The following is a 26,942-nucleotide window of genomic DNA, read 5'->3' as shown; positions in this document are numbered from 1 at the left end:
CATTTTATTGTAAAACTAGGTATTCCAAAGAATTTTGGAAAGACACATTTGCTTTCCACATTTTTCTGGCTTCGAGAAGGTTTTGCAAAATTGTACGAGCTACATTTTTTTGAATCTCTTGACCTGCTAAAACTTCCAGAATTCTGAATACTTGGTCTTGTTTTTCTTTGTCATCAGCTAAACTAGCTAATTTTGAAACCTGTAAGTAGGATTCCTTTTTCCCAGACTCCAACCAGCTAAAGAATCGCTCACTTTCTTCAACCAGAGTCCAAAAACTTGCTTGATTTGTCAGTTTTTCAGCTTCTGATGGTGATTGGCTAAACTCAGCCAAAAGTCTTGCTTTGTTTTTCACCAAACCTACTTTTTCCAGCTCGACAATAAGATTTGCAACTTTTTTCTGAAATTGGAAAATCTGTGTCCGACTACGGATAGTTGGTAACATCTGCTCTTGATCATTGGTTAAGAAGAAAATATAGGTTTCACTTTGTGGTTCTTCAATGACCTTTAGTAGTGAATTGGCGGCATTGGCATGCATTTTTTCTGCTTGTTCAATAATAAAAACCTGCCGTTGATTTTCAATCCCTGACTGAGAAAACTGCCCAACTAATTCTCGGATTCGTTCCGTTTTAATGATTTGATTCATCGGACGAATAATGGTGACATCAGGAAATTCTTCCTGATCAATCAACTTACAATTTCGGCAAGACTCGCAAGGTAAGACACCTTGTTTTTCTGTACAGAACAAACTCTTAGACAGAAATAAGGCCATTTCCATGCTTCCGAAATACCCTGAAAAGAGATAGGCATGATTGAGTTGTTTTTGTTCCAAGATATGAACAAACCGCTCAAATTGCAGAGGTTGAGAAGCTTTTAATTGCTCTTGATTCATTCTTGAATCCCCATTCTGTCAAATAAAACTTGTTTAGTATTTTCAACCACTTGATTTAGTGGTAAACTCGCATCGATTTTAACAATACGCTCACCTTCCTTCTCAAGAAGAGAAAGATAGCCTTTACGAACTTTTCTGTGTAGGTCTAAACCTTCCAAGTCCAAACGGTTGACTTCGCGATCGCTGTTTGCCGCGATTCTTTCAAGCCCCTTTTCTACTTCAATATCAAAATAAAGTGTCAAATCTGGCTTGAGTCCATCTGTCGCAAATTGATTGAGCCAGTCAATAGCTTCAATATCCAAACCACGACCAAAGCCTTGATAAGCAACTGAACTATCAATAAAACGATCCATGATGACCAATTTTCCAGCTGCAAGTGCTGGCAAGACCTTCTCTACTAGGTGCTGTCTACGACTTGCAATATAGAGAAGCAACTCTGTCTTTGGATCCATCTGAGTATGACTAGGATCTAAAATGACTTCTCGAATCTTCTCACCAATCAAAACACCACCTGGCTCACGTGTTGTTAAAAACTCAATATTCTTTTCTTCTAACAAAGGAAGGATAGCTTCAAGCACGCTCGTTTTACCAGCTCCCTCTGGCCCCTCTAAAGAGACTAAAAATCCTTTTGACATGACGAACTCATTTCTTTTTTTCTTCCTTCTATTCTATCAAAAAAACAGGCATTTGTGAAAAGCTTTTTAACCTAATAAAAATTTATTCTGAAAAACTAGGATATACATTCGTTAATAAATCAGATAATTATTTAATTAAGTTTCTATATTTGTAATCAACTCCCATACTGTCTTATTTTGACTTTGTATAACTAGTAAAAAAAGAACCTTGCATAGCAAGATTCTTTTAATGTCTGACTTAAATAATTGTTCTTCTGGGAACTAAATCGAATTAAGCTTCGATTTCTGTAACCATACCTGAACCAACAGTACGTCCACCCTCACGGATAGAGAATGTAGTACCTTGTTCTACGGCGATTGGGTGGATCAACTCAACGTCGATTGTCACGTTATCACCTGGCATTACCATTTCAGTACCTGCTGGAAGTTCGATTGAACCTGTAACGTCAGTAGTACGGAAGTAGAATTGTGGGCGGTAGTTGTTGAAGAATGGAGTGTGACGTCCACCTTCTTCTTTAGTAAGGATGTAAACTTCACCTTTGAATTTAGTGTGTGGGTTGATTGAACCTGGTTTAGCGATAACTTGTCCACGTTCGATTTCGTCACGTTGAACACCACGAAGAAGGACACCTACGTTATCTCCTGCAAGACCTTCGTCAAGTTGTTTACGGAACATTTCAACACCAGTAACAACTGCTTTTGAAGTTTCTTCTTTGATACCAACGATTTCGATTTCGTCGTTGACACGAACAGTACCACGGTCGATACGTCCTGAAGCAACTGTACCACGTCCAGTGATTGAGAATACGTCCTCGACTGGAAGAAGCAATGGTTTGTCAGTGTCACGTTCTGGTTCTGGAATGTACTCATCAACAGTGTTCATCAATTCCATGATGATGTCTTCGTATTTAGAGTCACCTTCAAGAGCTTTAAGAGCTGAACCTTGGATAACTGGAAGATCGTCACCTGGGAAATCGTATTCTGAAAGAAGGTCACGGATTTCCATTTCAACCAATTCAAGCAATTCTTCGTCGTCAACCAAGTCGATCTTGTTCATGAAGACGATAAGGTGTTTAACACCAACCTGACGTGAAAGAAGGATGTGCTCACGAGTTTGTGGCATTGGTCCGTCAGTTGAAGCTACTACAAGGATAGCTCCGTCCATTTGAGCGGCACCAGTGATCATGTTTTTAACGTAGTCCGCGTGTCCTGGAGCGTCGATGTGAGCGTAGTGACGTTTTTCAGTTTCGTACTCAACGTGCGCAGTGTTGATAGTGATACCGCGTTCGCGTTCTTCTGGAGCAGCATCGATAGACGCATAGTCTTTAGGTTGGTTAACTGCTGAAGGCAAGCGACGTGCCAAAACAGTTGTAATAGCTGCAGTTAGGGTAGTTTTACCGTGGTCAACGTGTCCGATAGTACCAATGTTAACGTGTGGTTTACTACGATCGTATTTTTCTTTTGCCATTTGAGTAAAAGCCTCCAATAAAATATATTTTATAGATAGACAGTAGGCAATACAGTCTAACTTTCCTTACTATTTTATCAAATTTTAGCTAAATTGCAAGTGTTTTACAAAGTTTTTATTAATTATTCTTATTCTTACTATAAGTTGTCGATTTATTGATAAAAAAAGAAACAGATGAATCCGTTTCTTTTTAAAATCTTTATTTTTCTCCCACTTCTTGTACTTCTTTATGTTTTTCATAAAGTCGGACTAGGAATTTGGATATTTCTTTGAGAATTGAGTAGGTAGGAACGGCAACGATCATACCTACGACACCATAGATATTACTTGACAACAATAATAGCACGAGAATTGTAATCGGATGGACTTTCATGACTCCACCAACAATACGAGGGTATAGGATATTCCCATCTACTTGTTGGATAATCAGCATATAGATAACTGCTATAATCATCTTTTGAGGATCCGTAAACAGATTTGAAATAATCATCGGAATTAGTCCAATACTCGGTCCAACATAAGGAATCAAATTTGCTAAACCTGAGAAAATAGCAAAAACTAATGCATATTTTAAGCCAATCACACTATAACCGATAAAAGCCAAACACCCGATAATGAACGCATCGATTGATACTCCACTTATGTAACGGGAAATAGTCTCATTCAAGTTTGTTATTAAACCAGATATATTAAGTTTGTCTCGCTTTAAAATAGTTCTTTCTAGCATCGGTAAGAATTTATGACCATCTAAAAGGAAATAAATCAAGAAAACCGGTGTCATAATGATAATTAAAACAGTGCTTACCAAAGCTGAAAGGACACTTCCCACACTATTTGTCACACTATTTAAGATATTTTGTAAAATATCGACATAAGAAAGATTTAATTGTTGGATTGTTTGTTGAATATCTAGCTCTTGGAAAGTAGGATATTTCGATAATTCTATCACTAAATCTTGGATTCGAGAATAGATATCTTGGCTAGAATTAATCAAGCTACTCAACTGATTAATTAAAATCGGCAAGAGATAGACGACAGCTATCACTATGGTTCCAAAGAGAACACAAAGTGTTAACAAAATACCAATGATTCGATTAATTTTACATTCCTTCTCTAAAAAAATGACAATTGGGTTTGTTAAGTAGTAGAGAAATCCACCCAATAAGAAGGGAATCATGATTGTATTTACGACACTTACAAACGGTGTAATAATAGCACCCATTTCTCGCCATAAGTAGAAAATTAAGGTTATTAATAATATCTCAGTGGTCCAGAAGAATAATTTATTTCTCCGAAACATAAGCCACCTCCTCTTTTTCCTATTTTACCATATTTCGAAAAAGATTGATAACCTTCATCATAAAAACAAGAATATTTTTTATCTTTATGATAGAATAAAACTACTATGAAGAAATTATTTTTAACATTCATTACGCTTATTTCATTTAGTTCTGCTACTACTGTATTTGCTCAAGATTTTGATGTTGCTGCAAAACATGCCATCGCTGTCGAAGCTACTAGTGGAAAGATTTTATACGAGAAAGATGCGACTCAACCTGTTGAGATTGCCTCTATTAGTAAGTTACTTACTGTTTACCTAGTCTATGAGGCGCTAGAGCAAGGAAAAATCACTCTTTCTACCCCAGTGGAAATTTCAGATTACCCCTACCAGCTTACAACCAACTCTGAAGCAAGTAACGTTCCCATGGAAGCTCGTAACTACACTGTTGAAGAGTTGCTAGAAGCAACATTGGTATCTAGTGCCAATAGTGCAGCTATCGCGTTGGCAGAAAAGGTTGCTGGATCAGAAAAAGACTTTGTTGATATGATGAAGGCTAAACTTCTTGAATGGGGAATTCAAGATGCTACCCTCGTCAATACAACTGGTCTAAATAATGAAACTCTTGGGAATAATATCTATCCTGGTTCTAAGAAAGATGACGAAAATAAGATGAGCGCCTATGATGTTGCAGTTGTCGCTCGTAATCTTATCCTCAAATATCCTCAGGTTTTAGAAATCACGAAGAAACCTTCTTCCACTTTTGCAGGAATGACTATTCATTCTACAAACTCAATGTTAGATGGTATGCCTGCTTACCGTGGTGGTATTGATGGTCTTAAGACTGGAACAACTGATAAAGCAGGTGCTTCTTTTGTTGGTACGACTGTTGAAAAAGGAATGCGTATCATTACCGTTGTCCTTAATGCGGATAATCAAGATACAAATCCTTACGCTCGTTTCACAGCAACTTCAGCTCTTCTGGACTATATCTCATCTAATTTTGCTCTCCAAACAATCGTTAAGCAGGGGGAAAGCTACCAAGATAGCAAATCTCCAGTTTATGACGGGAAGCAAGATACGGTTACAGCAGTCGCTAAAGAAGATATAAAAATTGTTCAACGTCTTGGTAGTCGAGCGGAATCAAGTGTTACATACACACCTGATACCACTGAGCATGTTGCTCCTCTAGAAGCAGGTACGGTCGTTGGACATCTGACTTACGATGACAAGGACTTAGTTGGTCAAGGTTATATCACCACTGACAAACCCACCTTTGAAATGGTCGCTGAAAAGAATGTTGAGAAAGCCTTCTTCTTAAAGGTATGGTGGAATCGTTTCGTTCGATTTGTAAATGAAAAATTATAAAAAAATCGCGAAAAATCGCGATTTTTTCTTTATTGATTTTTTGATAGTGTAGAGTTTTTATAGCCATAAGTAAAGTAAGTAATAACTCCTACTATTAAAGCTAATACAAATGCTATCCAAGTTTCAAGAGTGTATTAAAGCATAAAGGACACACAGATCGCAGAAATCACGATAGATAGCACAAGAGCAGGTCCTGCTAGTGTTGCTGCAGCTGTTCCTGTAATGGTAAAAATACCAGTTCCCACCATGGCCCCAATTCCTTAAAGAATTAAATCCCATAATTTCAAATGACGATGCATTTCTGTTTTACTTAGACTGAAGTCTTTTATTCTAAAAATATTCATTCTTCATCTCCACTAACAATAATTGTTTTATTTTACCACAGATAATGTATTTTGTGAATATTTATAAAATTGTATCTAAAAAACTGAACAAATGTAATATTTGCTCAGTTTTTTTTATAATGATTATCCAACTGATCCTTCCATTTCGTAGCTAATCAAGCGGTTGAGCTCAACTGCATATTCCATTGGCAGTTCTTTGGTGAAGGGCTCTACAAATCCCATGACGATCATCTCGGTCGCCTCAGATTCTGACAAACCACGACTCATGAGGTAATAGAGTTGTTCTTCTGAGATCTTAGAAACCTTAGCTTCGTGCTCCAATGCAACTTGTGAGTTATGAATTTCATTAAATGGAATAGTATCTGATGCTGATAAGTCATCCATGATAATGGTATCACACTCAATGTGAGAAACAGATTTCTTAGAGTTCTTGTTAAAGGTTACTTGTCCACGATAGTCAACCTTCCCTCCGCCTTTGGCGATGGATTTAGACACAATTGATGAACTTGTATGTGGCGCGTTGTGGATCATCTTGGCACCAGTATCCTGATGTTGACCAGCATTGGCAAAGGCAATCGAAAGCATAGTTCCACGCGCACCTTCTCCATCAAGGTAAACAGATGGGTATTTCATGGTTGTTTTGGCACCTAGGTTTCCATCAATCCACTCAACAGTCGCATCTTTCAATGCTTTAGCACGTTTGGTTACCAAGTTATAAACGTTGTCAGACCAGTTTTGGATGGTTGTATAACGCATGTAAGCTCCGTCCAAGGCAAAGATTTCTACAATGGCAGCATGTAAGCTATTGCTTGAATAAGTAGGTGCTGTACATCCTTCAACATAGTGGACACTTGCTCCTTCGTCAACGATAATCAAGGTACGTTCAAACTGACCAGTATTTTCGTTGTTGATACGGAAGTAGGTTTGTAGGGGAATATCAACTTTCACACCTTTAGGAACATAAATAAAGGTTCCACCTGACCAAACGGCTGAGTTGAGGGCTGCTAACTTGTTATCTGTTGGTGGTACAAGCTTAGCGAAGTATTGTTTAAACAAGTCTGGGTATTCCTTGAGAGCAGAATCTGTATCAGTAAAGATAATACCCAATTTCTGGAATTCTTCCTTCATGTTGTGGTAAACCACTTCTGACTCATACTGGGCAGAAGCTCCAGCAAGATAGGCACGTTCAGCTTCTGGAATCCCGATACGTTCAAAGGTTTCTTTGATTTTTTCAGGAACTTCATCCCAAGAACGAGCTGGTTTATCAGATGGTTTTTGGTAGTAAATCAAGTCATCAAAATCAATCTCTGACAAGTCTGCTCCCCAAGTTTGCATAGGCATTTTTTTAAAGGTTTCGTAAGATTTCAATCGAAATTCTAACATCCACTCAGGCTCTCCCTTAGCAGCTGATAGTTCACGAATAACATCTTCATTCAATCCTTTTCCTGTCGATAGGACAGGCTCTACATCGTCATGGAAACCAAATTTATATTCACCAAGATCAATTGGTTTTGGTTCTACTCTTTCTTCAGCCATAATATCCTTTCTTTCATTCTTTATTTCTAATGATTTATAAGACAAAGAAAGCTTGTCTTATTTGTTTTCTTGGTCTTCAATTGTTTTTTTAAGGGCATTCCAAGCTAGGGTTGCGCATTTAATTCGCTGAGGGAATTTAGCAACACCTGACAAGAAAGCTGCATCTCCAAGTTGATCTTGACGCTCATCCTTTTGACCTTGAACCATTTCAGAAAAAATGGTTGCAAGTTCTAAAATTTCTTGCTTGGCCTTTCCTAAAACTGCATCTGTCATCATACTAGCAGAGGCAGTTGAAATCGTACAACCAGAGTTTAGAAAAGCTATATCTTCCAAACGGTCCTCTGCGTCAAACTTAACAGAGAGATTAATCACATCCCCGCAGGTTGGATTATTGAGGCTGATTTGCTCAGCGTCTTCTAACTTTCCTTGATGATGGGGATTTTTTGAATGGTCTGCTACCACTGCCATATAAAGGCTATCTAGTTTAGAAAGTGCCATTGAAAAACTCCTTTGTCTTTTGTAGGGCATCTACCAACTTGTCGCAATCAGCCTTGGTGTTGTAGATATAAAAACTAGCGCGAGCTGTTGCTGGAACATCCAAATATTGAAGCAAAGGTTGCGCACAATGGTGACCCGCACGAACTGCTACTCCTTCATAATCCAGAGCAGTCGCAAGGTCGTGAGGATGAAGATCACCTAGGTTAAAGGCAATAACACCTGAACGCTGAGCCAAATCTTGCGAACCGTAAATGGTCAATCCTTCAATTGCCAGTAATTTTGGATAAACGTATGCGATCAATTCCTGTTCGTGAGCTTCAATAGCATCCATACCAATGTTTTCAAGATAATCCACGGCAGCTGCAAGTCCAATAGCACCAGCCATATTGGGAGTTCCAGCCTCGAATTTCCAAGGTAACTCCTTCCAGCTAGCAGATTGCTCATAGACGAAATCAATCATCTCGCCACCAAATTCAACTGGTGACATTTGCTCAAGATACTTTTCTTTGCCGTAAAGAATACCAATACCAGTCGGACCAGCCATCTTGTGACCTGAAAAGGCAAAGAAGTCCACATCCAAATCCTGTACATCAATCTTCATATGAGGCGTAGATTGAGCACCATCTACCACCATGATGGCTCCAACTTGGTGAGCCATTTGTGTGATTTCTTTGATAGGATTAACCACTCCAAGAACGTTTGATGCGTGAGCTAGTGAAACAAATTTAACTTTGTCAGTCAATTTAGAACGCAAGTCATCCATATCCAGAGCTCCATCTTTGAGATAGACATAAACAAGCTCTGCCCCAGTCTTTCGGCAAGCTTCCTGCCATGGAATAATATTGGAATGGTGTTCCATGACAGAAATCAAGACCTGATCTCCCTCAGTCAAGATTTCCTCAGCAAAACGCGCCACCCAGTTAAGACTGGTCGTAGTTCCTCTAGTGAAGAGTACTTCCTTTGTCGAACCTGCGTTGATGAACTTGCGAATGGTTTCGCGAGCAGCTTCATAAGATGCTGTTGCACGCTCTGCCAAGGTGTGAACACCTCGGTGGACATTGGCATTGTCCTGTTCATAGTAGCGGTTAATGGCTTCCAGAACAGCTAGTGGTTTTTGTGTCGTCGCAGCATTATCCAAATAAACCAGAGGTTCGTCATTAACAATCTGATCTAAAATTGGAAAATCCTTGCGTATAGCTTCTGCATCTAACATAGGCTTCCCCTTAGCGTTTTGACAATTTTTCTTCGATCGTCGCAATCATTTCATCACGAACTTCCTTGACAGGAATCTCAACGATTACAGATCCAAGGAAACCACGAACAACTAAACGTTCTGCAGTTGCCTTGTCCAATCCACGGCTCATGAGGTAGTACATGTCTTCTGGATCAACTTGACCAATAGAAGCCGCGTGACCTGCAGTGACATCATTTTCATCAATCAAAAGAATTGGGTTGGCATCAGAACGCGCTTGGTCTGAAAGCATGAGAACACGACTTTCTTGTTGGGCATCCGCTCCCTTAGCACCCTTGATGATGTGGCCAATACCATTGAAAGTCAAAGTTGCTTTTTCAAGGATAACACCATGTTGAAGAATATTACCGATAGAGTTGCAACCATAGTTAGTCACTCGAGTATCAATCCCTTGCACCTGACGACCACTTGAAAGAGCTACGACCTTAAGGTCTGCATGGCTACCATTTCCAAATAGGTCACTATCAAAGTCAGCAACGACATTTCCTTCGTTCATGACACCGATAGCCCAGTCAATACTTGCATCGTTGCCCAATTTACCTCGGCGGCTAATGTAGGCAGTGACATTCTCACCAAGACGATCAATTGCAGCAAATTTCACTTGAGCACCAGAACGTGCAATCACTTCAACAGTGATATTAGCAGTCGCCTTAGCACTACCATCACCGCGTGATTCTAAACGTTCGAGGTAGCTGATTTTAGAGTTTTTACCTGCAATGATCAGAATATGCTTGTTAAATGGCACATCACTATCACTATCTTGGTAGAAAATTCCTTCGATTGGTTCTGTGATTTCTACATTGTCTGGAATATAGAGAACAGCACCACTATTAAAGTAAGCTGTGTGGTAGGCTGCCAATTTGTCATCGTCGTATTTTACTGATGACATGAAAAATTCTTCTACGAGTTCTGGAATTTCTTCTAAAGCCGAATGGAAGTCTGTAAAGAACACTCCTTGTTCAGCCAACTCAACTGGAATTTGCTCAAAAACTGTTTGAGTTCCAACCTGCACCAATTTCAAGTGATTATCTAAAGCAGTGAAATCAGGAACATTTGCTGATGGTTCACTTTCCGTGATGGTTCCATCACCAAGATTCCAACGGTGAAATTTTACACGCTCAATGACTGGCAATTCCAAACTCTCAATCTTATCAAAAGCTTTTTGACGGAGGTCTGACAACCAGCTTGGTTCAGCGTGCATTTCTGAAAAAAGTTTAATAGTTTCTTTAGTCATTTACTTCTCCTAAAAGATACGAAGGGATTACAATTCTTCCTTGTAGTCATAGCCAAGTTCTTCAGCTAGTTTCGCGTATCCTTCACGTTCCAAGCGTGCAGCCAATTCTGGGCCACCAGAAAGAACAACACGACCTTCCATCATAACGTGTACCACATCTGGTGTGATATAGTTCAAAAGACGTTGGTAGTGAGTAATGATCATAGCACCAAAACCTTCACCACGCATAGCATTCACACCTTTAGAGACAACTTTAAGGGCATCAATATCAAGACCAGAGTCAATCTCATCTAAGAGGGCAAAAGTTGGTTCCAACATCAAGAGTTGAAGAATTTCGTTACGTTTTTTCTCACCACCTGAGAAACCTTCGTTGAGGTAACGCTCTGCCATTTCTTCTTTCATGTTGAGCAATTCCATTTTTTCGTCTAACTTAGTGATAAATTCACGAACTGAAATCTTCTCATCATCTTCTTTACCAGCATTCATAGCTGCACGAAGAAACTCAGCATTTGTAATCCCAGGAATTTCTGATGGATATTGCATGGCAAGGAAAAGTCCCATACGCGCACGCTCATCCACTTCCAATTCAAGGATGTTTACACCGTCAAACAAGACTTCACCTTTAGTGACTTCATAGTTTGGGTTCCCCATAATAGCAGCTGAAAGAGTAGACTTACCGGTACCATTTGGTCCCATGATAGCTGCAATTTCTCCTGTTTTAAGAGTCAGATTGACCCCTTTTAAAATTTCTTTTCCTTCAATTTCAACGTGAAGATCTTTGATCTCTAATACTGACATGATTGTTCCTTTCTTTTCATCCTTTTTACTGTATTTACCTGAAATTTAACCTTTTTAAATCCCTAGAAAAACACAGTAAAATGTCAATAAATATACCTTAATAGTATAACAAAAAAAGCCTAAAAGGCTTTGATTTTGTCTAGAAGCTAGGAGCTACTTCTTCCCTTGAAAATGATCATCTATAGCGCTCACAATTTTACCCATGATATAACTCACGCGAAAATTTCTCAGGATCAAAATAGCCCAAAGCAAGGCCACGATATACCGTTGCTCCATGATGGATTCATTAAAGAAATAAGTCTCAGCAGCAGTAAATAAGGCCATGATAATAAATTGTTGTCTGTTCATAGTCTTTTACCACCAATTCCTTTTAGTCTTCTGCTATAGTCACTTTATCTGCTAAAAATTCAAAGCCTTGAGGAAGTAGGGACTCTTCGGTTTCTTCCTTATTGACTTGTTCTTGAGAACCTTTGGCTCTGCTTGAAAATGCAGCTCGAACTTCTAGCCATTCTTCTTGTGAAATAGCTAAAATTTCTGGAGAAAATCCAGCGGCACGACTAAGAATATTGCCAAACATGGTGTTAAGATTGTCTCGTTTCATGGTTTGACCAGCATTGAAATTCGACTCAAAAGCCAAAATCGCATGATGTTCATTAGCAGCAACTGGTTTAGAACCAGCCAAGAGTGCCTTATCTGGACCAGATAAGCTTTCAATGACTTCTCCCCAAGCATTCTGAAGACGGATTAAGTTTTGACGGGCTAAGTCTGGATTTTCTACTGCTTCTTGAAGAATAGACTGCACCTTATTTCGGTCTACACGATAGATTGACTTACTGTTAGTCGGACGACTTGGTGTAGAAACAGTTTGTTTGGGATTAGAACCAACATTGGCAAGAGCTTGTTTCAATCGTGCAACTTCTTCTCGAAGAGAAGACAATTCCTCAGCCACTTCACCTGAAAGTTCTGGTTGAGAATCAATTTCTGCTAAACGAATAGTCATCATTTCGGCATAAATTTTAGGTTGTAGGCTAGCCTTAATATCAGCTAAACTTCTAGTAGCAAGACTGATCATCTCAAACAAGACATCCTGCGGAAGAGCTAAGTTTCTCTCAAATGCATCACTATGATGTGTATTTTCTCCGCCTGCTTGAACAATTAAGATATCACGTAGATATTGCAGCAAATCGACTACAAAACGTGTCATGCTCTTTCCGTTATCAAAAATCACCTGAAGATTTTCTAAAGCACGGGTAACATCTTTTTGAGCTATTGCAGCCACATAGTCGTCCAAGGCGCTGAGACTAATGGTTCCAGTGATTTCCTCTGAAATGGCTGTTGTCAATCTATCTTCATTGGTGAGACTTAAAGCTTGATCTAAAATTGACAAAGCATCCCGCATCCCACCTTCAGCTCGTCGAGCAATAATTTCAACAGCTTCTGTTTCGTAATCAATCCCTTCTTTTTCTAAAATCTGGAAGATATGATCTCGAATATCCTGAGTCTTAATGGACTTGAACTCAAATCGTTGAACACGAGACAAAATAGTTGCAGGAATTTTATGAAGCTCAGTTGTTGCCAAAATAAAGACTACATTTGGAGTTGGTTCTTCCAGTGTTTTCAAAAGGGCATTAAAGGCACCTGTCGAAAGCATATGAACCTCATCAATGATATAAACCTTATACTGAGCTATACTTGGAGCATAAGTTGATTTATCACGAATATCACGAATTTCATCAACACCATTATTAGAAGCAGCATCCATTTCGATAACGTCTTCTAAACTTCCATCCATAACAGCTTGACAGATGTAACAGTTATTACAAGGTTCTCCCCCTACTTGATTAGGGCAGTTCATAGCCTTAGCAAAAATCTTAGCCACACTAGTCTTACCAGTTCCACGAGGCCCTGAAAAGAGGTAGGCGTGACTAATCTTATCCTGTTCCACAGCCTGTTTAAGAGTTCTAGCAACAACTTCCTGGCCCACTAACTGTGAAAAATTTTGACTTCTATATTTTCGATAAAGCGCCTGATACATTATGCTTTCTCCTCAAACATTGAAAATTTCCATTCTGTCTTATCTAGTAAAATGGACACAAACTCTTCTAAATACTGTTGGTCTATATAATCATAATCATCAACATGAGATGAGTCCAAATCTAATACACCCAAAAGCTGTCCATTTTTTACCATTGGAAGTACGATTTCGCTACGAGCACTACTATCACAAGAAATATAATTTGGATAAGTCTTGACATCACCAACGATAACTGTTTGACGGCTAGCCGCTGACTCACCACAAACTCCTTTTCCGAGAGCGATTCTAACACATGAGACTCCACCCTGAAAAGGGCCTAAAATAAGCTCATTTCCGTCATATAAATAGAAACCTGCAAAGACAGTACGAGGAAACTTCATTTTTAAGAGAGCACTGGCATTTGATAGATTAGCCAACACATTAGTCTCACCTTCTAAAAGACTAGAGAGTTGTTCATTTACAATTTGGTAAATTAATTCTTTTTCGGAATGTAACATAAATCCATTATATCAAAAAATACTAGTTGAAAAAAGAAAAATCCCTTGTTTTACAACAAAGGATTTATAATTAGTTCTGATTGATTAAAGTTCGATGTCTCCGAACAAGTCAGCCATTGAGAATCCTGTTTGAGTTTCAGGAAGTTCAAAGTCACGTTTTTCTTGACGTTTTGGACGACGTGGACGTGGAGCACGTTTTTCTTCGTTTTGTCCTTCTTCTTGAGCTGGACGTTCTTCAAGAGCTTTGATAGAAAGTGAAACGCGTTCTGCATCAGCATTAACATCAAGAACTTTAACAGTAACTTCTTGACCAACTGTAAGAGCTTCTTTTGGATTTTCAATACGTTTGTGTGAAATTTGTGATACGTGAACAAGTCCATCGATACCTGGCAATACTTCAACAAATGCACCGAAGTCAGTCAAACGTTTAACTGTACCTTCTACAACGTCACCTTTAGCCAATTTTTGCTCAACGCCATCCCATGGTCCAGGTGTTGTTGCTTTAAGTGAAAGTGATACACGTCCTTCTTCTTCGTTAAGGTCAAGGATTTTCACTTCTACTTCTTCACCAACAGTTACAACTGATTTTGGAGAAACGTTACGTTCGTGTGACAATTCAGTCAAGTGAACCAATCCATCAACACCACCAAGGTCGATGAAAGCACCGAAGCTTGTGATACGCGCAACTTTACCAGTTACAACATCACCAGCAGCCAATTTACCGAAAACTTCTGCACGAGCTGCTGCAGTAGCTGCTTCGACAACTTCACGACGTGAAAGGATGAAGCGGTTTTCTTTAGGGTCAACTTCTTTGATTTTAGCTTCAAATTCTTGACCTACAAAACGCTCAGTGTTACGTACGAAACGAGTATCCAACATTGAAGCTGGGATAAATCCACGCAAACCTTCAAATTCTACTGAAAGTCCACCTTTAACAGCGCGAGTTCCTTTAACTGTAACAACTTCTTCTTCGCGTCCTACAAGTTTGTCCCATGCTTTGCGAGCTTCAAGGCGTTTTTTAGATACAAGGTATGTTACTGTATCAGTATCTTTACCAACTACTTGACGAAGTACAAGAACATCAAATACTTCACCTACTTTTACAAAGTCATTGATATCAGCATCGCGATCGTTTGTCAATTCGCGAAGAGTCAAGACACCTTCAACACCAGTTCCAGAGATTGCAACGTTAGCTTGATTAGCATCAACTGTCAATACTTCAGCACTAACAACATCACCAGGTTCAACTTGGCTAACGCTATTTAGCAAATCTTCAAATTCATTCATCTAAAAAATCCTCCAACAATCAAGTCTTTTTAACTTGACATACTTATAATTTTTTTCCTAAGCACCCGCAACGACATGAACATCTCGAACGTCCTTCAATTATAAAAATAAAATACCCTAAGATATTTTTCTTTTTATCTTGAATTTATTACCTAAGAACTGGGGTAGCTGGATTCGAACCAACGCATGAGGGAGTCAAAGTCCCTTGCCTTACCGCTTGGCTATACCCCATTGATGATATGGAGAGAGAGGGATTCGAACCCCCGAACCCGAAGGAGCGGATTTACAGTCCGCCGCGTTTAGCCTCTTCGCTATCTCTCCGACAATCAACGAAAACTATTATATCATGAAAATTTGCAAAAAACAAGCATTATTTTGCTAAATTATAGTTCTCAATCAATATTTCCACAGCTTTTTCAAGATTCTTGTAAAAACTATCGACATTTCCATTCTTTATGATTGCAAATTGGTCATCTAGTTCGGCAATTTCACCGATTAACTTTTTACCAATTGTTAATGTGTAACCAGCGTACTTATCTTTTCCAACTACTACTTTAGCATCTGACAATTGAATCTCAATTTTTTTATCTTTTTTGCTCATACCATACCTCTTTTCACTTTATCTATTTTACAAGAAATTCCCTAATCTAGCAAGAAAAAACTCTCTATCATGCTTATCTTGACAGAGAGTTTAAGGAATATTTTTTAATTTGAAAATTGAATTATTAGTGAGTCGTCCCTCCGACCAATTTCAAATCTTTATCTTTATGGTCCACGATAGCAGCAATAGCAACTTCGATACCTCGGACAATATCTCTTAAGCACATGGATGCAGTACTAGGCTTATTTACCACTTGTTCTGTCATATAGGGAATATGCATAAATCCTGCTAGCATATTGGGAAATTTCTTATTCGCTAAATAGAGTGCCTGATACATCAAATGGTTGCAAACAAAGGTCCCTGCTGAATTGGATACTGAAGCTGGTAGCCCTTCTTCTTTTATAGCTTGTACCATTGCTTTGATAGGGAGTGTGCTAAAATAGGCAGCTTCTCCATCTAGGCGAATGGGTGTGTCAATCGGTTGATTTCCTTGGTTATCAGGAATTCTAGCATCATCTTGATTGATAGCAACTCTCTCAGGAGTCAAACTCGCTCTTCCTCCTGCTTGTCCGATACAAAGCACAACATCTGGATGGTATCGATTTATTTCTGCTTCTAAAACCTCTGCTGATTTATAAAAGACCGTTGGGATTACTGCCCAATGAAGCTCTGCACCATTGATTTCAGACGGTAGTGATTTAACTGCTTCTAGAGCTGGATTGACCTTTTCACCACCAAAAGGATCAAATCCTGTAACTAATATTTTCATTTTATTTCCTTTACTAAAATGCCAAAAAGTACATCAGAAATACATGTATGATAATCATGACAATAGCTACTCCTACTTGTGCTTTGATAACGCCATTTGGATCTTTCATATCCAAAAGGGCTACAGGTAGAGTATTGAAATTGGCAGCCATTGGGGTTAATAGAGTCCCACAACAACCTGCTGTCATAGCAAGAGCACCCGCCACGATTGGATCTGCTCCCAAGGAAAATACAAAGGGAACACCAATTCCAGCAGTAATGACAGTAAAGGCCGCAAAGGCATTTCCCATAATCATTGAAAATAGAACCATTCCCAACACATAAGCCACTACACCCATCAACCGACTCCCCGAAGGCACAAAACCACTTATCAGATGTGACATTAAATCTCCAACTCCAGCTACAGTAAAAATAGCCCCCAAAGCTCCTAAAAGTTGGGGAACAATCCCACTAGTTGAGACTTGCTGAACCATGCGATTGTTTTCTGATAATAAGCTTTTAGGAGAACTCTTAGTAATCAATAAAAGAGAAATGGTTGCTAAAAATGCTGCAAGACTGATAGCAATCTTACTAAACTCAGGGATCATTTTTGCTAATACTAAAGCAATCAAAGCCATCAGCATGACCGGAATAAAAATTTTATTCTTCAACCGTTTAGCTTCAAAGTTTGCCTTGACTTCATCCAGAGACGGTAAGGTTCCGATACGAACCTGTTTAAAGAGAGTTAGTAGGGCTAAGAGCACTACGATAACTCCAATACAGATAGAAGGTAGATAAGAACCACCGATAAAACTGATGCCCAATAAAGCCCAAAACCCAGCTGTTCCATATCGAACTGGGTTTGTTTTGTCTTTGTAGCTACAATAGGCCGTGTGAAGAAATTGACAACCAATCACAATATAGGTTAACTCTAATAACTGTCTTGCTAGATTGGTCATTCTTCTTTTCCTTTACTAAGCTTATTCGCTAGCAATTTTCTATCAAATAAGTAATTGTACAACCCTACCACAAGCAAGGCAACTCCTGCAACAATAAGAGAAGCCGAAGCGATCCCTGCATAATTACTTTCGTAACCTAATTGGTCCAGAGTGCCCCCAACTAAGAGGACACCACCTGCACCAACGAAAGTGTTCTGAGCAAAGAAATTTGCAAAATTATCATTTGCTGCTGCACGCGCTTTTAGCGCTTCGCTCTCCTGCTCCGTTAATTTTCTACCTAATTGTGACTCTGCCGCTGCTTGTCCCATGGGTTGAACCAGAGGCCTTACAAACTGCGGCTGCCCTCCGATACGAATGGCAAAGAAGCTGTCGAGTTCCCGAAAAAAGAAATAAACGGTATAAAAACTTCCTACGGTCAGTCCTTTAATCTTTTGAATCAAGTCAATCGAACGTTGCTTGAGTCCAAAAGTTTCAGATAAACCAACCAAGGGCAAGGTTACCATAAAAATCGTCAGAACTCGTTGATTGCTAAATTCTCTTCCTAAAATTTCCAAGAACTCAACAAGAGAAACTCCAGAAACTAGAGCTGTAACTAAACTAGCTAAGACTACCGTTGCGATGGTATCTAATTTATAGATAAATCCAACCACAATGATAACTATCCCTATTAGTTTAATCCATTCCATATAGGCCCCTTTATTCCAAAAATACTAGTCTGTTTTATTTGACATGACTTTCTAGTTCTTTTTGGTATTTACTGTTTGATTCCAATTTTTCTTTTTGCCATTTTTCAAGAGCTGCTTGATATTCTTTAGCAGATACAATTTCTTTTTGCAATTTCATTCCCTTGAAGATATATGGATCACCCTTAATACCTACTTGTGAGTATGGTTTAGAGAAAGGAACAACGTTGCTGACAACTGGTGAACCACCTGATGAAGCGGTTGGCATTAAGAGAGAACTATCAGTGAGCCATGCTTGAGCTTTAGCATATTTTTCATATCTCTTGTCCAAATCGTTTGTTTCAGAAACTGCATCATCCAAGAGTTTCTTATATTCGTCCAGACCAAGTTGAGCTACTACTTCCTTGTCTTTACCTTTTGTAATACCAAGGTGTTTCATAGCAGAACCAGTCTTAGGATCCATGATATTAAGATAACTTGCTGGGTCTTGGTAGCTTGGAGCCCATCCAGTACTGTTCAAGTCATAGTCTTTTTGGGCTGGAACACGTGCTTGCGATGTAATGCTTTCCTTTTCGTTATCGGTCATCTGAAGGACATCAATCACGACATTTTCAGAACCAAGAGTTGACTCGATTGATTGTTTGAAGGAATTACTTTGTTGAACGGCAATTGTATCTGTCTGTTCAACCGGAACATCCAAATGAATTGGGAAGGTTACACCTTTTGCTTCCAATTCTTTCTTAGCTTTTTCGAATGAAGCTTTGGCTTTGTCTGGATTGTAGATGGTATCTTTTCCGTCTACAAGCTCAACGCCTTTCCATTGGTCTCCATAGTTGACCAATTCTTTTTGAGCGATATCACCAAAGTTTTTACCACCAGATTGTACAAAGTTATCTGGAACTAGACTGTTACGAATGATCTTGTCCGCACCATCTTCACCATTGAGTTGTGCAGCATATGAATGACGGTTGAAGGCAAAGTTGATTGCTTGACGGAAGTCCTTGTTCAACATCGCTTCTTTTGTAGAAGTTTTCTGTTCTTCACTTGTTTTCGCAGTCTTATTGTAAGATTGACGGTTTACGTTAAAGGTAAAGTAATAACTAGTTGAATCCTGTGGACTGTATGTGATTTTATCTCCGTATTGTTCCAATGTAGAAGCAAAGTTTGAGCTACTTGGGAAGATACGAGCTGTTGTATAAACACCTGAAGAGAAGCTACGGATTAATGATTCTTGGTCTGAACCATCATAGTAGGTCAATTTTACTTTCTCAATTTTAACCTTCTCTTTATCCCAATAATTTGGGTTCTTTTCGTATTCGATTAAAGATTTTGAAGTCAATGTCTTCAAGATATACGGACCATTATAAAGAATTCCAGATGGACTTACTGCTCCGTAGTTCTTACCTGAAGCTTTGAGGAATTCCTCGTTTACCGGCAACATGGTTGCTGAAGTCACTTTTGAATTCCAGAAACTTTCAGGTGCATTAAGAGTATACTGGACTGTGTAGTCATCCAATGCCTTAACCCCAACTGTAGAGAAGTCATTAGTCTCACCAGTCATATATTCATTCAAGCCCTTAATGGAGTTTTGAATAAGAGTGACACCGTCTGATTTACCATCTGCTACGTGTTTTAGTCCTGTAACAAAGTCATGCGCTGTTACTTCAGCATATTCTTCACCCTCTGAGGTATACCATTTAACTCCTTTACGAAGTTTATAAGTATAAGTCAAACCGTCTTGTGAGACACTCCAGTCTTCTGCTAGTGAAGGAACCAAATTTCCATATTCATCGTTTTCCAACAAACCATCAACAACGTTACCAATAATATCCGTTGTTGAAGTACGAGTTGCAATACTGTAGTCCAGAGATGATGGGTCTACTCCATAGACATAAGAGAAGGTTGTAGGTGCATCTGCTTCTTTATCAACTTTACCACAAGCCACAAGAAAAACTGCTGTACTCAGGACCACTCCTGCTGTTAACATCCACTTTTTCGTTTTCATAAAGATCTCCTTTAATAATATTTAATCTACTTTTACAATCCAGCCTTCTGGTGCTTCAATGTCCCCAAATTGGATACCTGTCAATTCATCGTATAGTTTACGAGTCACTGGACCAACCTCTGTTTCACTGTAGAAAACATGGAAATCATCACCGTGTTGGATTCCCCCAATAGGTGAGATTACTGCTGCTGTTCCACAGGCACCTGCTTCTACAAATCGATCCAAGTTATCAATTGGTACATCTCCCTCGACAGGCTTCAAGCCTAAACGATGCTCTGCCAAGTAAAGCAATGAATACTTGGTAATCGATGGTAAGATTGATGGACTCAGTGGCGTTACAAACTCATTGTCAGCAGTAATACCAAAGAAGTTTGCTGAACCGACTTCTTCAATCTTGGTGTGGGTTGATGGGTCGAGATAAATAACGTCTGAGAAATGACGTGATTTAGCCACTTTTCCTGGCAAAAGACTAGCTGCATAATTCCCACCGACCTTGGCAGCTCCTGTCCCATTTGGTGCAGCACGGTCATACTCATCTTGAATCAAGAAGTTTGTTGGAACCAATCCACCCTTAAAGTAATTTCCAACTGGCATAGCAAAGATGGTGAAAATATACTCCTCGGCTGGTTTTACCCCGATGATGTCTCCGACACCAATCAAGAGCGGACGAAGATAAAGGGTTCCACCAGTTCCGTAAGGTGGTACGTATTCTTCATTAGCACGAACTACTGACTTACAAGCCTCTACAAACATTTCTGTTGGCACTTGGGGCATCAAGAGACGGTCACAGGTACGTTGGAGTCGTTTAGCATTTTCATCTGGACGGAAGAGTTGAATACTGCCATCTTTTGTACGATAGGCTTTCAATCCTTCAAATGCTTGCTGTCCATAGTGAAGGCTTGGAGATGATTCTGAAATATGCAAGGTTGCATCTTCTGTTAATTCTCCTTGAGTCCATTGTCCATTTTTAAAATAAGCGATATAACGATAAGGTAGTTTCATATAGGAAAAACCGAGATTTTCCCAATCAATCGTAACGGTCATGACAATCTCCTTTATTCTAATCAAGCTTTGTGTTCTATTCTACACTATTCTCCTAAAAATTCAAGTATTATTTGTAATTTTCTGAAAATTTTATTTATAAAAAATCAGTCACTAGGACTGATTTTCTTCTTAATTATCTTTTTCTTCTTTAAAGACTTCTTTGAGATAGGCATCGAAAACTTCCTCGTCTGAAATAGTATCTGAGATAAAGCTTCCATTACTTGTGCGCTCTGATAGATTCAAATCTTGTAGGATTGATTCGTAAATCGTTCCATTATTTGATTGAACAACCAGAGTTTGTTCGCCATCTTCTACTTCTGTACTGAAGAGATCTCCGATAAATCCTTGTTCTGAGACAGAACCGGCCAAGAAGACGCGATGTGGTTTACTCTTCAATTCTCTCAGAACTTGAAGACCACGCTTAGCACGACTGGTTGCTGGAATTTCCTCTGTTGAAACCCGTTTCAAGCTTCCACGTTGCGTTAACAGATAGAAGGATGAAGTATTGCAGATAAAGGCAGCTTGAAGCTCATCATCTGCTTTCAGATTCATAGCTTTAACACCTGCAGCCTTGGCTCCAACAACTGGAACCTCTTCGATATTAAAGCGAAGGGCATATCCATTTTTACTAATCAACAAAACATCATCAAGTTTGATTGGTGCAACAGCTACAATATGGTCACTATCGTCTTTCAACTTAGCATATTTGACAGATTTAGAACGATAGGTTCTCCATGGAGAGAATTCTTTGCGTTCAACACGCTTGATTTGTCCAAGGCGAGTCGCTGCAAAGTAGGTCGTCGCATCATCAAACTGATCCACAACTTCTACGTATAGCACTTCTTCATTGGTTTCAAAGTTTGTAATCGTTTGGCTCAAGTGCTCCCCGATATCCTTCCAACGAATATCTGCTAATTCATGGACAGGACGGTAGATAACATTTCCTAGTGTCGTAAAGATTAAGAGATGTTGAGTTGTCTTAACAGATTGGATAAATAGCAATCGGTCATCATCCCGTTTACCAATTTCCTCTAACGTTGAAACTGCGAAAGAACGAGGACTAGTACGCTTGATGTAACCTGCCTTAGTCACGCTGACGTAAGTATCTTCTTCAGCGATCAGACTAGCTGTATCAATCTCAATCACTTTAGCAGTATCTTCTAAACTACTCAAACGTGGAGTCGCAAATTTCTTCTTGACCTCACGAAGTTCTTTCTTCATGAGATTGTACATGGTTCGTTCGTCACCGATGATAGCCGCAAGCATAGCAATCTTCTCACGAAGTTCTGCTTCTTCTTCTTGCAAGACAACCACGTCTGTATTGGTCAAACGATAAAGTTGCAAGGTAACGATGGCCTCAGCCTGTTCTTCTGTAAATTCATAGCTGACCTTGAGGTTTTCCTTGGCATCAGCCTTATTTTCAGAAGCACGGATAAGGGCAATAACTTCATCCAGGATAGAGATGACACGAATCAAACCTTCCACGATATGAAGACGTTTTTCAGCCTTTTCCTTATCAAAGCGAGAACGCGCCAAGATAACTTCACGACGGTGGGCAATATAGCTAGACAAGATTGGCACAATTCCCACCTGACGAGGTGTGAAATTGTCAATCGCCACCATGTTGAAGTTGTAGTTGATTTGTAGGTCAGTATACTTGAAAAGGTAGTTGAGAACAAGCTCAGTGTTCGCATCTTTCTTGAGTTCGATAGCAATACGAAGACCATCACGGTCAGACTCATCACGAACCTCAGCGATACCTGCTACCTTGTTATTGACACGGACTTCATCAATTTTCTTGACCAAGTTAGCCTTATTGATTTCATAAGGAATCTCAGTGATAACGATTTGTTCCTTACCACCTTTTAGCTTCTCAATTTCTGTCTTAGAACGAACAACCACGCGCCCTTTACCAGTTTCATAGGCCTTTTTGATTTCATCACGGCCTTGGATAATGGCACCAGTAGGGAAATCTGGCCCAGGCAAGAATTCCATGAGCTTTTCAACCTTGGCAGTAGGATGATCAATCATGTAGACTGTAGCATCAATGACCTCAGCCAAATTATGCGGTGGAATATCTGTGGCATAACCAGCTGAAATCCCAGTTGAACCATTGACTAAGAGGTTTGGAAAAGCAGCTGGCAAGACTGTTGGCTCTTTCTCGGTATCGTCAAAGTTCCAAGCAAAAGGAACTGTCTTTTTCTCGATATCCTGAAGAAGGTAGCCTGCAATCTCAGACAAACGGGCCTCGGTATAACGCATAGCCGCAGGCGGATCTCCATCCATAGAACCGTTATTACCGTGCATTTCAACTAGAATCTCACGATTTTTCCAGTCCTGAGACATACGAACCATGGCGTCATAGATAGAATAATCCCCGTGTGGGTGGAAATTCCCCATAATGTTACCGACAGACTTGGCCGACTTACGGTAGCTCTTGTCAAAAGTATTGCCATCCTTATTCATCGAATAAAGAATACGGCGTTGAACCGGCTTCAATCCATCCCTAATGTCTGGCAAAGCCCGGTCTTGAATGATGTACTTGGAGTAGCGACCAAAGCGCTCTCCCATGATGTCCTCTAAGGACATATTTTGGATATTACTCATATAAGATACAAAGGGACGATTCGGCCTGCCGAAAATTTCTGTAGAAAAATAGGAAATCGCTGCAGGGTTCGATGAACCCAAGGCGATTTATCTTTTTTCCCAAGTCTTAGTCCCGTGTTCAGTTACCTCCAGTAACCAAACTATCCTTTCTGTAGTTTAAAATACGTTTTAAAAGATGCGTCAGGAGTTTTCACACAGCATTTAGGGCGTGTTCAACTCCTTTCAAAGAATGTAGAGTAGATTTTATAGAAAAGAATTTCAGTTACTTTATATAACTAAACTATCCTCTCTGTAATTTAAAGTTTTGAATTGTGTTCTTTATTTTCTAAGTGATTTAGAAGTTTTTCCTTAGCATATCTCATCATGTTCTCAGCCACTTCTTTTTCATACTTAAAGTCCATCTTTTGAGCAAGGCTTTGAGCTTCCTGATGGAAAAGTTGCATGGTAGCAAATAAAGACTGAGTGATTTTGTCTAAACTTGAGAAATCAAGAAGAGCAGAGAATTCCTTCTCCTTCTCAATTGGCAAGTAGTTAAAGAGGTACTTGTAATTTTTACCGATGTCGACTGTTCCTCTATCACTTGCGACCTGCCAAGCTAAGATTTTCAAGAGTTCTTGCTGACAAATACCGTAGAGATGGTCAGTCGCGTAGATGAGCTGATTACGACAAATCCCTTTGACCACGTAGGCTGACACCCACCAAAATTCATTACAAGTTTTTTCAAAATCCGTCTCACTAGCTGGACTTGTCCAGAAGCGCTCTGGACTGGGAGAATGAGGCACAAACAAGCCCTTAGGATCCTCTAGCACCGTGAAATCCGCTTCGCTTTCTACCCACTCTTGAATGTGGTCTTTGGGGCAGAGGGTTAAATCAATCCGATTGCCATCTTCAAATAGCATGAGATAGAGACGACGGTTGCCTAAGATATTATGTTGCTCAATGATACGTGTGCCAAACTGGTCCAACCAAGCAAGGTCTGCTATCAGATCATCCAAATCCTCCATGATATAGACTACATCATAGTCTTGGAACTCGTCCTTGGGAGCCTTTGGGTTTGTCCGCGATCCGGACATGGCGACTGCATCGACCTGTAGCACTTTTGCAGTTTGCAAAATCACATCAAACATCTCGGTTTCAGTTCTCATGGGAATACCTGCCTTTTTAGTGGAAACTCCTGATTCTGTAGAGGACATGTCTATAAAGCGGACTGTCTGCTGGAACTTTTTCATTATCAAATTCTTTGACAAATTCCATGCTCAGTTTTTGCATGACTTTTTGCGAAAGTTGATTGAGTAAGGATGTAAAAGAGTAAACTTCTAACAAGCCAGCTTGCTGAAAAGCAAAGTCTAGACAGGCTTGGCAGCCTCCGTCGCATAACCATCGTGGCTAGTTCAAGCGAATCTGTCAGACCCAGTTTGTTGTCAAGCGTCATTGGCTGTCTCCTTTCATTCAGATTTTCTAAATCCTGTACCAACAGGCTTAAAACTTATTGACCGATAAAATCCATCTGCTTCAGATATTAATTCAATCCGTGTCAAAGGATATTTTTTGTGGATCTCCTCAATCAGCTGCTGCCCCAGTCTTTTTCTACGGTGGCATTTATCAATAACTATTTCAGCTAAAAAGGTCGTCATCACTTCATCTGTCAAGTAGCGGGCAAAACCAAGGATTTTCTGGTTCTCTTCAACTACCAAGTAATGGGACAGATTTGTTGAAAATAATGATGTCACTTTTTCCTCTGTAAAAGAAATCCATTTTTCATTTTGATAAAGGGCATAAATAGCTTGACAATCTTTTGTGCTTGCAGGTCTGATTATCATTCTCTACTCCTTTCAAATCCGATGCGACCACTAACAATTTTTCAACTCAAATTTAGTTATATTCTAGTTGCTTTCCGTCGCTTCTTCCCTCGCCTTCTTAGGTGGCTTGCGTTTTTTATAGCGGCTGCGGATGGTGTTGAGGTGGTCGCGAAGATTGACCTTGTGAGTTCTTTTGGGATAAGCATAAGCACCGATGGCAGTAAAGTCCACAAGGAAATCATAGATTTCCTGCAACTTGAGGCGGACGGTCTTATTCTGGCTTGGAGCCTTGCCCTTGAGCTCAGTCGGTCGCATAGATGAGCTGATTACGACAAATTCCTTTGACCACGTAAGTTGACACCCACCAAAATTCATTGCAAGATTTGTCAAAGTCAGTCGCACTGGCTGGTGCCGTCCAATAGCGCTGAGGACTTGGAGAATAAGTCTCAAAAATCCCCTTCTTATCTTCTAAAACTGTGAAGCCCGCCTCACTATCCACCCACTCGTTGATGTAATCTTTAGGACAGAGGGTTAAATCAATCCGATTGCCATCTTCAAATAGCATGAGGTAGAGACGTCATTGTCCAAGAGTAACCTCTTGCTCAATGACGCGTTTACCGAACTGGTCCAGCCAAGAAAGGTCATTCGTTAGAGTGTCTAAGTCGTCCACAACATAGACTACGTCGTAATCCTGAAACTCATCTTTTGGTGCTTTTGTATCAGTACGTGAACCAGATAGTGGTGCCACAGCATCAACTTGTAACTTTTTAGCTGTTCCTAAAATCAGTTCAAGCATTTCCTGGTCAGTTCTCATGTGGTTCTTCCTCAGTGGTCTCTATGTTCTGAATAACAGCATCTTCATTTCTTTGCTTAAGAAGTTTCTGAACTCTTTTTCTTTCAAGTTCTCCAACTATAAATTGGATAATAGAACTGATTCCAAAAAGTGGTAGCAGCAACATAATTCCCATTTCTTCAGTCAGCATTAAAAAGAGGAAATTAATAACTGAAAATATTTCTAAAAACCAGGCATTTATCTTAAGAAATTTTGAGTAACTACTAGGATAATGTTTGAGATGTTTATTGCTCTTATAAATAGCTGTGAATCCAAAAGCAAGGCTCACTGGTGTGAAAATATAAAAGTCAAAAACATAGAAGAGCAAACCTGCATAAGGATTAGACCTTAAAGGATTATCAAATAAAAAGACACCTGTGGTTACTATAGTTAATAGTAAAAATTCAAGAAAGCGAATTTTTTCAGGTTTTTCTGGTTTAGCAATCATATACGTAACTGCGCCTAGTACCAGGACAATCACAAGAAAAGGAGTATCGGACAATAAACTAATCATGATGTACACCTCTTTTAGAAAGCCAAGATCA

General features: G+C 39.5%; 24 protein-coding genes, 2 tRNA genes and 4 pseudogenes. 1 reads left to right on the top strand and 29 read right to left on the bottom strand.

All coding sequences use genetic code 11. From position 1 onward, the window contains the following. Window positions 1–4 precede the first annotated feature (4 nt). The 4 genes from ACWPUA_RS01605 to ACWPUA_RS01590 form a co-directional block, all read right to left on the bottom strand. A complete protein-coding gene (locus ACWPUA_RS01605; protein ID WP_454378727.1) occupies window positions 5–889 on the bottom strand; it encodes a DNA polymerase III subunit delta' in 885 nt (294 codons plus the stop codon). Beyond that, window positions 886–1,524 carry a dTMP kinase gene (tmk, locus tag ACWPUA_RS01600; protein ID WP_454378725.1) on the bottom strand — a complete coding sequence of 213 codons (639 nt, stop codon included), beginning with the start codon at window positions 1,522–1,524 and terminating at the stop codon, window positions 886–888. Before tmk ends, ACWPUA_RS01605 begins: the two co-directional genes overlap by 4 nt. Window positions 1,525–1,795: 271 nt before the next feature. Next, window positions 1,796–2,992, bottom strand: coding sequence for an elongation factor Tu (gene tuf / locus ACWPUA_RS01595; protein ID WP_004253262.1), 1,197 nt, complete (start codon window positions 2,990–2,992; stop codon window positions 1,796–1,798). 199 nt (window positions 2,993–3,191) lie between these two features. Then, window positions 3,192–4,292, bottom strand: a complete 1,101-nt coding sequence (locus ACWPUA_RS01590) for an AI-2E family transporter (protein ID WP_006153242.1) — start codon at window positions 4,290–4,292, stop codon at window positions 3,192–3,194. 105 nt (window positions 4,293–4,397) lie between these two features. On the opposite strand from ACWPUA_RS01590, the gene pbp3 reads away from it, so the two are divergent. Next, window positions 4,398–5,639, top strand: a complete 1,242-nt coding sequence (pbp3, locus tag ACWPUA_RS01585; protein ID WP_454378722.1) for a D-alanyl-D-alanine carboxypeptidase PBP3 — start codon at window positions 4,398–4,400, stop codon at window positions 5,637–5,639. 146 nt (window positions 5,640–5,785) lie between these two features. Here the strand turns inward: pbp3 and ACWPUA_RS01580 are convergent. From ACWPUA_RS01580 to ACWPUA_RS01460, 25 genes and pseudogenes are all read right to left on the bottom strand, one after another. Next, window positions 5,786–5,983 (bottom strand): annotated as a pseudogene (locus ACWPUA_RS01580) (amino acid permease); the annotation flags it as partial. Between the two features lie 123 nt (window positions 5,984–6,106). Next, window positions 6,107–7,519 carry a Fe-S cluster assembly protein SufB gene (sufB, locus tag ACWPUA_RS01575; protein WP_000797053.1) on the bottom strand — a complete coding sequence of 471 codons (1,413 nt, stop codon included), beginning with the start codon at window positions 7,517–7,519 and terminating at the stop codon, window positions 6,107–6,109. 57 nt (window positions 7,520–7,576) lie between these two features. After that, window positions 7,577–8,017 (bottom strand): Fe-S cluster assembly sulfur transfer protein SufU, encoded by a 441-nt coding sequence (sufU, locus tag ACWPUA_RS01570; protein ID WP_454378720.1) that lies wholly within the window; start codon window positions 8,015–8,017, stop codon window positions 7,577–7,579. Further along, window positions 8,004–9,230 (bottom strand): cysteine desulfurase, encoded by a 1,227-nt coding sequence (locus ACWPUA_RS01565; RefSeq protein WP_454378718.1) that lies wholly within the window; start codon window positions 9,228–9,230, stop codon window positions 8,004–8,006. The genes sufU and ACWPUA_RS01565 overlap by 14 nt, the downstream gene beginning before the upstream one ends. Before the next feature lie 10 nt (window positions 9,231–9,240). Continuing rightward, window positions 9,241–10,503, bottom strand: a complete 1,263-nt coding sequence (sufD, locus tag ACWPUA_RS01560; RefSeq protein ID WP_454378716.1) for a Fe-S cluster assembly protein SufD — start codon at window positions 10,501–10,503, stop codon at window positions 9,241–9,243. Between the two features lie 27 nt (window positions 10,504–10,530). Continuing rightward, window positions 10,531–11,301, bottom strand: a complete 771-nt coding sequence (gene sufC, locus ACWPUA_RS01555) for a Fe-S cluster assembly ATPase SufC (RefSeq protein WP_000114489.1) — start codon at window positions 11,299–11,301, stop codon at window positions 10,531–10,533. 153 nt (window positions 11,302–11,454) lie between these two features. Next, entirely contained in the window at window positions 11,455–11,649 is a 195-nt protein-coding gene (locus tag ACWPUA_RS01550) for a DUF3272 family protein (RefSeq protein WP_004253242.1), read from the bottom strand. A 22-nt stretch (window positions 11,650–11,671) separates the two neighbouring features. Further along, a complete protein-coding gene (gene dnaX / locus ACWPUA_RS01545; protein ID WP_454378713.1) occupies window positions 11,672–13,336 on the bottom strand; it encodes a DNA polymerase III subunit gamma/tau in 1,665 nt (554 codons plus the stop codon). After that, window positions 13,336–13,833 (bottom strand): GAF domain-containing protein, encoded by a 498-nt coding sequence (locus tag ACWPUA_RS01540; RefSeq protein ID WP_454378711.1) that lies wholly within the window; start codon window positions 13,831–13,833, stop codon window positions 13,336–13,338. The genes dnaX and ACWPUA_RS01540 overlap by 1 nt, the downstream gene beginning before the upstream one ends. Before the next feature lie 84 nt (window positions 13,834–13,917). Continuing rightward, window positions 13,918–15,120, bottom strand: coding sequence for a 30S ribosomal protein S1 (gene rpsA / locus ACWPUA_RS01535; protein WP_004253232.1), 1,203 nt, complete (start codon window positions 15,118–15,120; stop codon window positions 13,918–13,920). A 159-nt stretch (window positions 15,121–15,279) separates the two neighbouring features. Then, window positions 15,280–15,351 (bottom strand) — tRNA-Gln (locus tag ACWPUA_RS01530). A 9-nt stretch (window positions 15,352–15,360) separates the two neighbouring features. After that, window positions 15,361–15,441: transfer RNA gene (locus ACWPUA_RS01525), tRNA-Tyr, on the bottom strand. 49 nt (window positions 15,442–15,490) lie between these two features. Next, window positions 15,491–15,721 (bottom strand): DUF2969 domain-containing protein, encoded by a 231-nt coding sequence (locus ACWPUA_RS01520; RefSeq protein WP_006153263.1) that lies wholly within the window; start codon window positions 15,719–15,721, stop codon window positions 15,491–15,493. 124 nt (window positions 15,722–15,845) lie between these two features. After that, entirely contained in the window at window positions 15,846–16,490 is a 645-nt protein-coding gene (gene pcp, locus ACWPUA_RS01515) for a pyroglutamyl-peptidase I (RefSeq protein WP_006153272.1), read from the bottom strand. 13 nt (window positions 16,491–16,503) lie between these two features. Continuing rightward, window positions 16,504–17,427, bottom strand: a complete 924-nt coding sequence (locus ACWPUA_RS01510) for a DUF979 domain-containing protein (RefSeq protein ID WP_006153230.1) — start codon at window positions 17,425–17,427, stop codon at window positions 16,504–16,506. Beyond that, window positions 17,424–18,113, bottom strand: coding sequence for a DUF969 domain-containing protein (locus tag ACWPUA_RS01505; protein ID WP_006153277.1), 690 nt, complete (start codon window positions 18,111–18,113; stop codon window positions 17,424–17,426). Before ACWPUA_RS01505 ends, ACWPUA_RS01510 begins: the two co-directional genes overlap by 4 nt. A gap of 34 nt (window positions 18,114–18,147) precedes the next feature. After that, window positions 18,148–20,115 (bottom strand): peptide ABC transporter substrate-binding protein, encoded by a 1,968-nt coding sequence (locus ACWPUA_RS01500; protein ID WP_006153264.1) that lies wholly within the window; start codon window positions 20,113–20,115, stop codon window positions 18,148–18,150. A 21-nt stretch (window positions 20,116–20,136) separates the two neighbouring features. Then, the gene (locus ACWPUA_RS01495) at window positions 20,137–21,159 is read right to left on the bottom strand and encodes a branched-chain amino acid aminotransferase (protein WP_006153311.1); all 1,023 of its coding nucleotides are present in this window, start codon (window positions 21,157–21,159) and stop codon (window positions 20,137–20,139) included. A 129-nt stretch (window positions 21,160–21,288) separates the two neighbouring features. Further along, window positions 21,289–23,766 (bottom strand): DNA topoisomerase IV subunit A, encoded by a 2,478-nt coding sequence (parC, locus tag ACWPUA_RS01490; RefSeq protein ID WP_454378707.1) that lies wholly within the window; start codon window positions 23,764–23,766, stop codon window positions 21,289–21,291. Window positions 23,767–24,062: 296 nt separating this feature from the next. Beyond that, entirely contained in the window at window positions 24,063–24,911 is an 849-nt protein-coding gene (locus ACWPUA_RS01485) for an aminoglycoside 6-adenylyltransferase (protein WP_454378834.1), read from the bottom strand. 16 nt (window positions 24,912–24,927) lie between these two features. After that, window positions 24,928–25,145, bottom strand: a pseudogene (locus ACWPUA_RS01480) (GNAT family N-acetyltransferase); the annotation flags it as partial. 66 nt (window positions 25,146–25,211) lie between these two features. Further along, on the bottom strand, window positions 25,212–25,586 hold the full coding sequence (locus ACWPUA_RS01475) for a GNAT family N-acetyltransferase (protein ID WP_254724074.1): 375 nt from the start codon (window positions 25,584–25,586) through the stop codon (window positions 25,212–25,214). A gap of 63 nt (window positions 25,587–25,649) precedes the next feature. Beyond that, a pseudogene (locus tag ACWPUA_RS01470) lies at window positions 25,650–25,877 on the bottom strand (hypothetical protein); the annotation flags it as partial. Further along, window positions 25,870–26,379, bottom strand: a pseudogene (locus ACWPUA_RS01465) (aminoglycoside 6-adenylyltransferase); the annotation flags it as partial. The pseudogenes ACWPUA_RS01465 and ACWPUA_RS01470, both read right to left, overlap by 8 nt. Beyond that, window positions 26,369–26,911, bottom strand: a complete 543-nt coding sequence (locus tag ACWPUA_RS01460) for a hypothetical protein (protein WP_454378705.1) — start codon at window positions 26,909–26,911, stop codon at window positions 26,369–26,371. The pseudogene ACWPUA_RS01465 and the gene ACWPUA_RS01460, both read right to left, overlap by 11 nt. Window positions 26,912–26,942 lie beyond the last annotated feature (31 nt).

The sequence above is a fragment of the Streptococcus sp. Marseille-Q6504 genome (genome assembly GCF_965111625.1).
This window is presented reverse-complemented; position numbering and strand designations above follow the sequence as displayed.

Excerpts from the sequence above, each read along its gene's own strand:
- ACWPUA_RS01605 (WP_454378727.1), bottom strand. The coding sequence starts at position 889 with ATGAATCAAGAGCAATTAAAAGCTTCTCAACCTCTGCAATTTGAGCGG.
- tmk (WP_454378725.1), bottom strand. The coding sequence starts at position 1,524 with ATGTCAAAAGGATTTTTAGTCTCTTTAGAGGGGCCAGAGGGAGCTGGT.
- tuf (WP_004253262.1), bottom strand. The coding sequence starts at position 2,992 with ATGGCAAAAGAAAAATACGATCGTAGTAAACCACACGTTAACATTGGT.
- ACWPUA_RS01590 (WP_006153242.1), bottom strand. The coding sequence starts at position 4,292 with ATGTTTCGGAGAAATAAATTATTCTTCTGGACCACTGAGATATTATTA.
- pbp3 (WP_454378722.1), top strand. The coding sequence starts at position 4,398 with ATGAAGAAATTATTTTTAACATTCATTACGCTTATTTCATTTAGTTCT.
- sufB (WP_000797053.1), bottom strand. The coding sequence starts at position 7,519 with ATGGCTGAAGAAAGAGTAGAACCAAAACCAATTGATCTTGGTGAATAT.
- sufU (WP_454378720.1), bottom strand. The coding sequence starts at position 8,017 with ATGGCACTTTCTAAACTAGATAGCCTTTATATGGCAGTGGTAGCAGAC.
- ACWPUA_RS01565 (WP_454378718.1), bottom strand. The coding sequence starts at position 9,230 with ATGTTAGATGCAGAAGCTATACGCAAGGATTTTCCAATTTTAGATCAG.
- sufD (WP_454378716.1), bottom strand. The coding sequence starts at position 10,503 with ATGACTAAAGAAACTATTAAACTTTTTTCAGAAATGCACGCTGAACCA.
- sufC (WP_000114489.1), bottom strand. The coding sequence starts at position 11,301 with ATGTCAGTATTAGAGATCAAAGATCTTCACGTTGAAATTGAAGGAAAA.
- ACWPUA_RS01550 (WP_004253242.1), bottom strand. The coding sequence starts at position 11,649 with ATGAACAGACAACAATTTATTATCATGGCCTTATTTACTGCTGCTGAG.
- dnaX (WP_454378713.1), bottom strand. The coding sequence starts at position 13,336 with ATGTATCAGGCGCTTTATCGAAAATATAGAAGTCAAAATTTTTCACAG.
- ACWPUA_RS01540 (WP_454378711.1), bottom strand. The coding sequence starts at position 13,833 with ATGTTACATTCCGAAAAAGAATTAATTTACCAAATTGTAAATGAACAA.
- rpsA (WP_004253232.1), bottom strand. The coding sequence starts at position 15,120 with ATGAATGAATTTGAAGATTTGCTAAATAGCGTTAGCCAAGTTGAACCT.
- ACWPUA_RS01520 (WP_006153263.1), bottom strand. The coding sequence starts at position 15,721 with ATGAGCAAAAAAGATAAAAAAATTGAGATTCAATTGTCAGATGCTAAA.
- pcp (WP_006153272.1), bottom strand. The coding sequence starts at position 16,490 with ATGAAAATATTAGTTACAGGATTTGATCCTTTTGGTGGTGAAAAGGTC.
- ACWPUA_RS01510 (WP_006153230.1), bottom strand. The coding sequence starts at position 17,427 with ATGACCAATCTAGCAAGACAGTTATTAGAGTTAACCTATATTGTGATT.
- ACWPUA_RS01505 (WP_006153277.1), bottom strand. The coding sequence starts at position 18,113 with ATGGAATGGATTAAACTAATAGGGATAGTTATCATTGTGGTTGGATTT.
- ACWPUA_RS01500 (WP_006153264.1), bottom strand. The coding sequence starts at position 20,115 with ATGAAAACGAAAAAGTGGATGTTAACAGCAGGAGTGGTCCTGAGTACA.
- ACWPUA_RS01495 (WP_006153311.1), bottom strand. The coding sequence starts at position 21,159 with ATGACCGTTACGATTGATTGGGAAAATCTCGGTTTTTCCTATATGAAA.
- parC (WP_454378707.1), bottom strand. The coding sequence starts at position 23,766 with ATGAGTAATATCCAAAATATGTCCTTAGAGGACATCATGGGAGAGCGC.
- ACWPUA_RS01485 (WP_454378834.1), bottom strand. The coding sequence starts at position 24,911 with ATGAGAACTGAAACCGAGATGTTTGATGTGATTTTGCAAACTGCAAAA.
- ACWPUA_RS01475 (WP_254724074.1), bottom strand. The coding sequence starts at position 25,586 with ATGATAATCAGACCTGCAAGCACAAAAGATTGTCAAGCTATTTATGCC.
- ACWPUA_RS01460 (WP_454378705.1), bottom strand. The coding sequence starts at position 26,911 with ATGATTAGTTTATTGTCCGATACTCCTTTTCTTGTGATTGTCCTGGTA.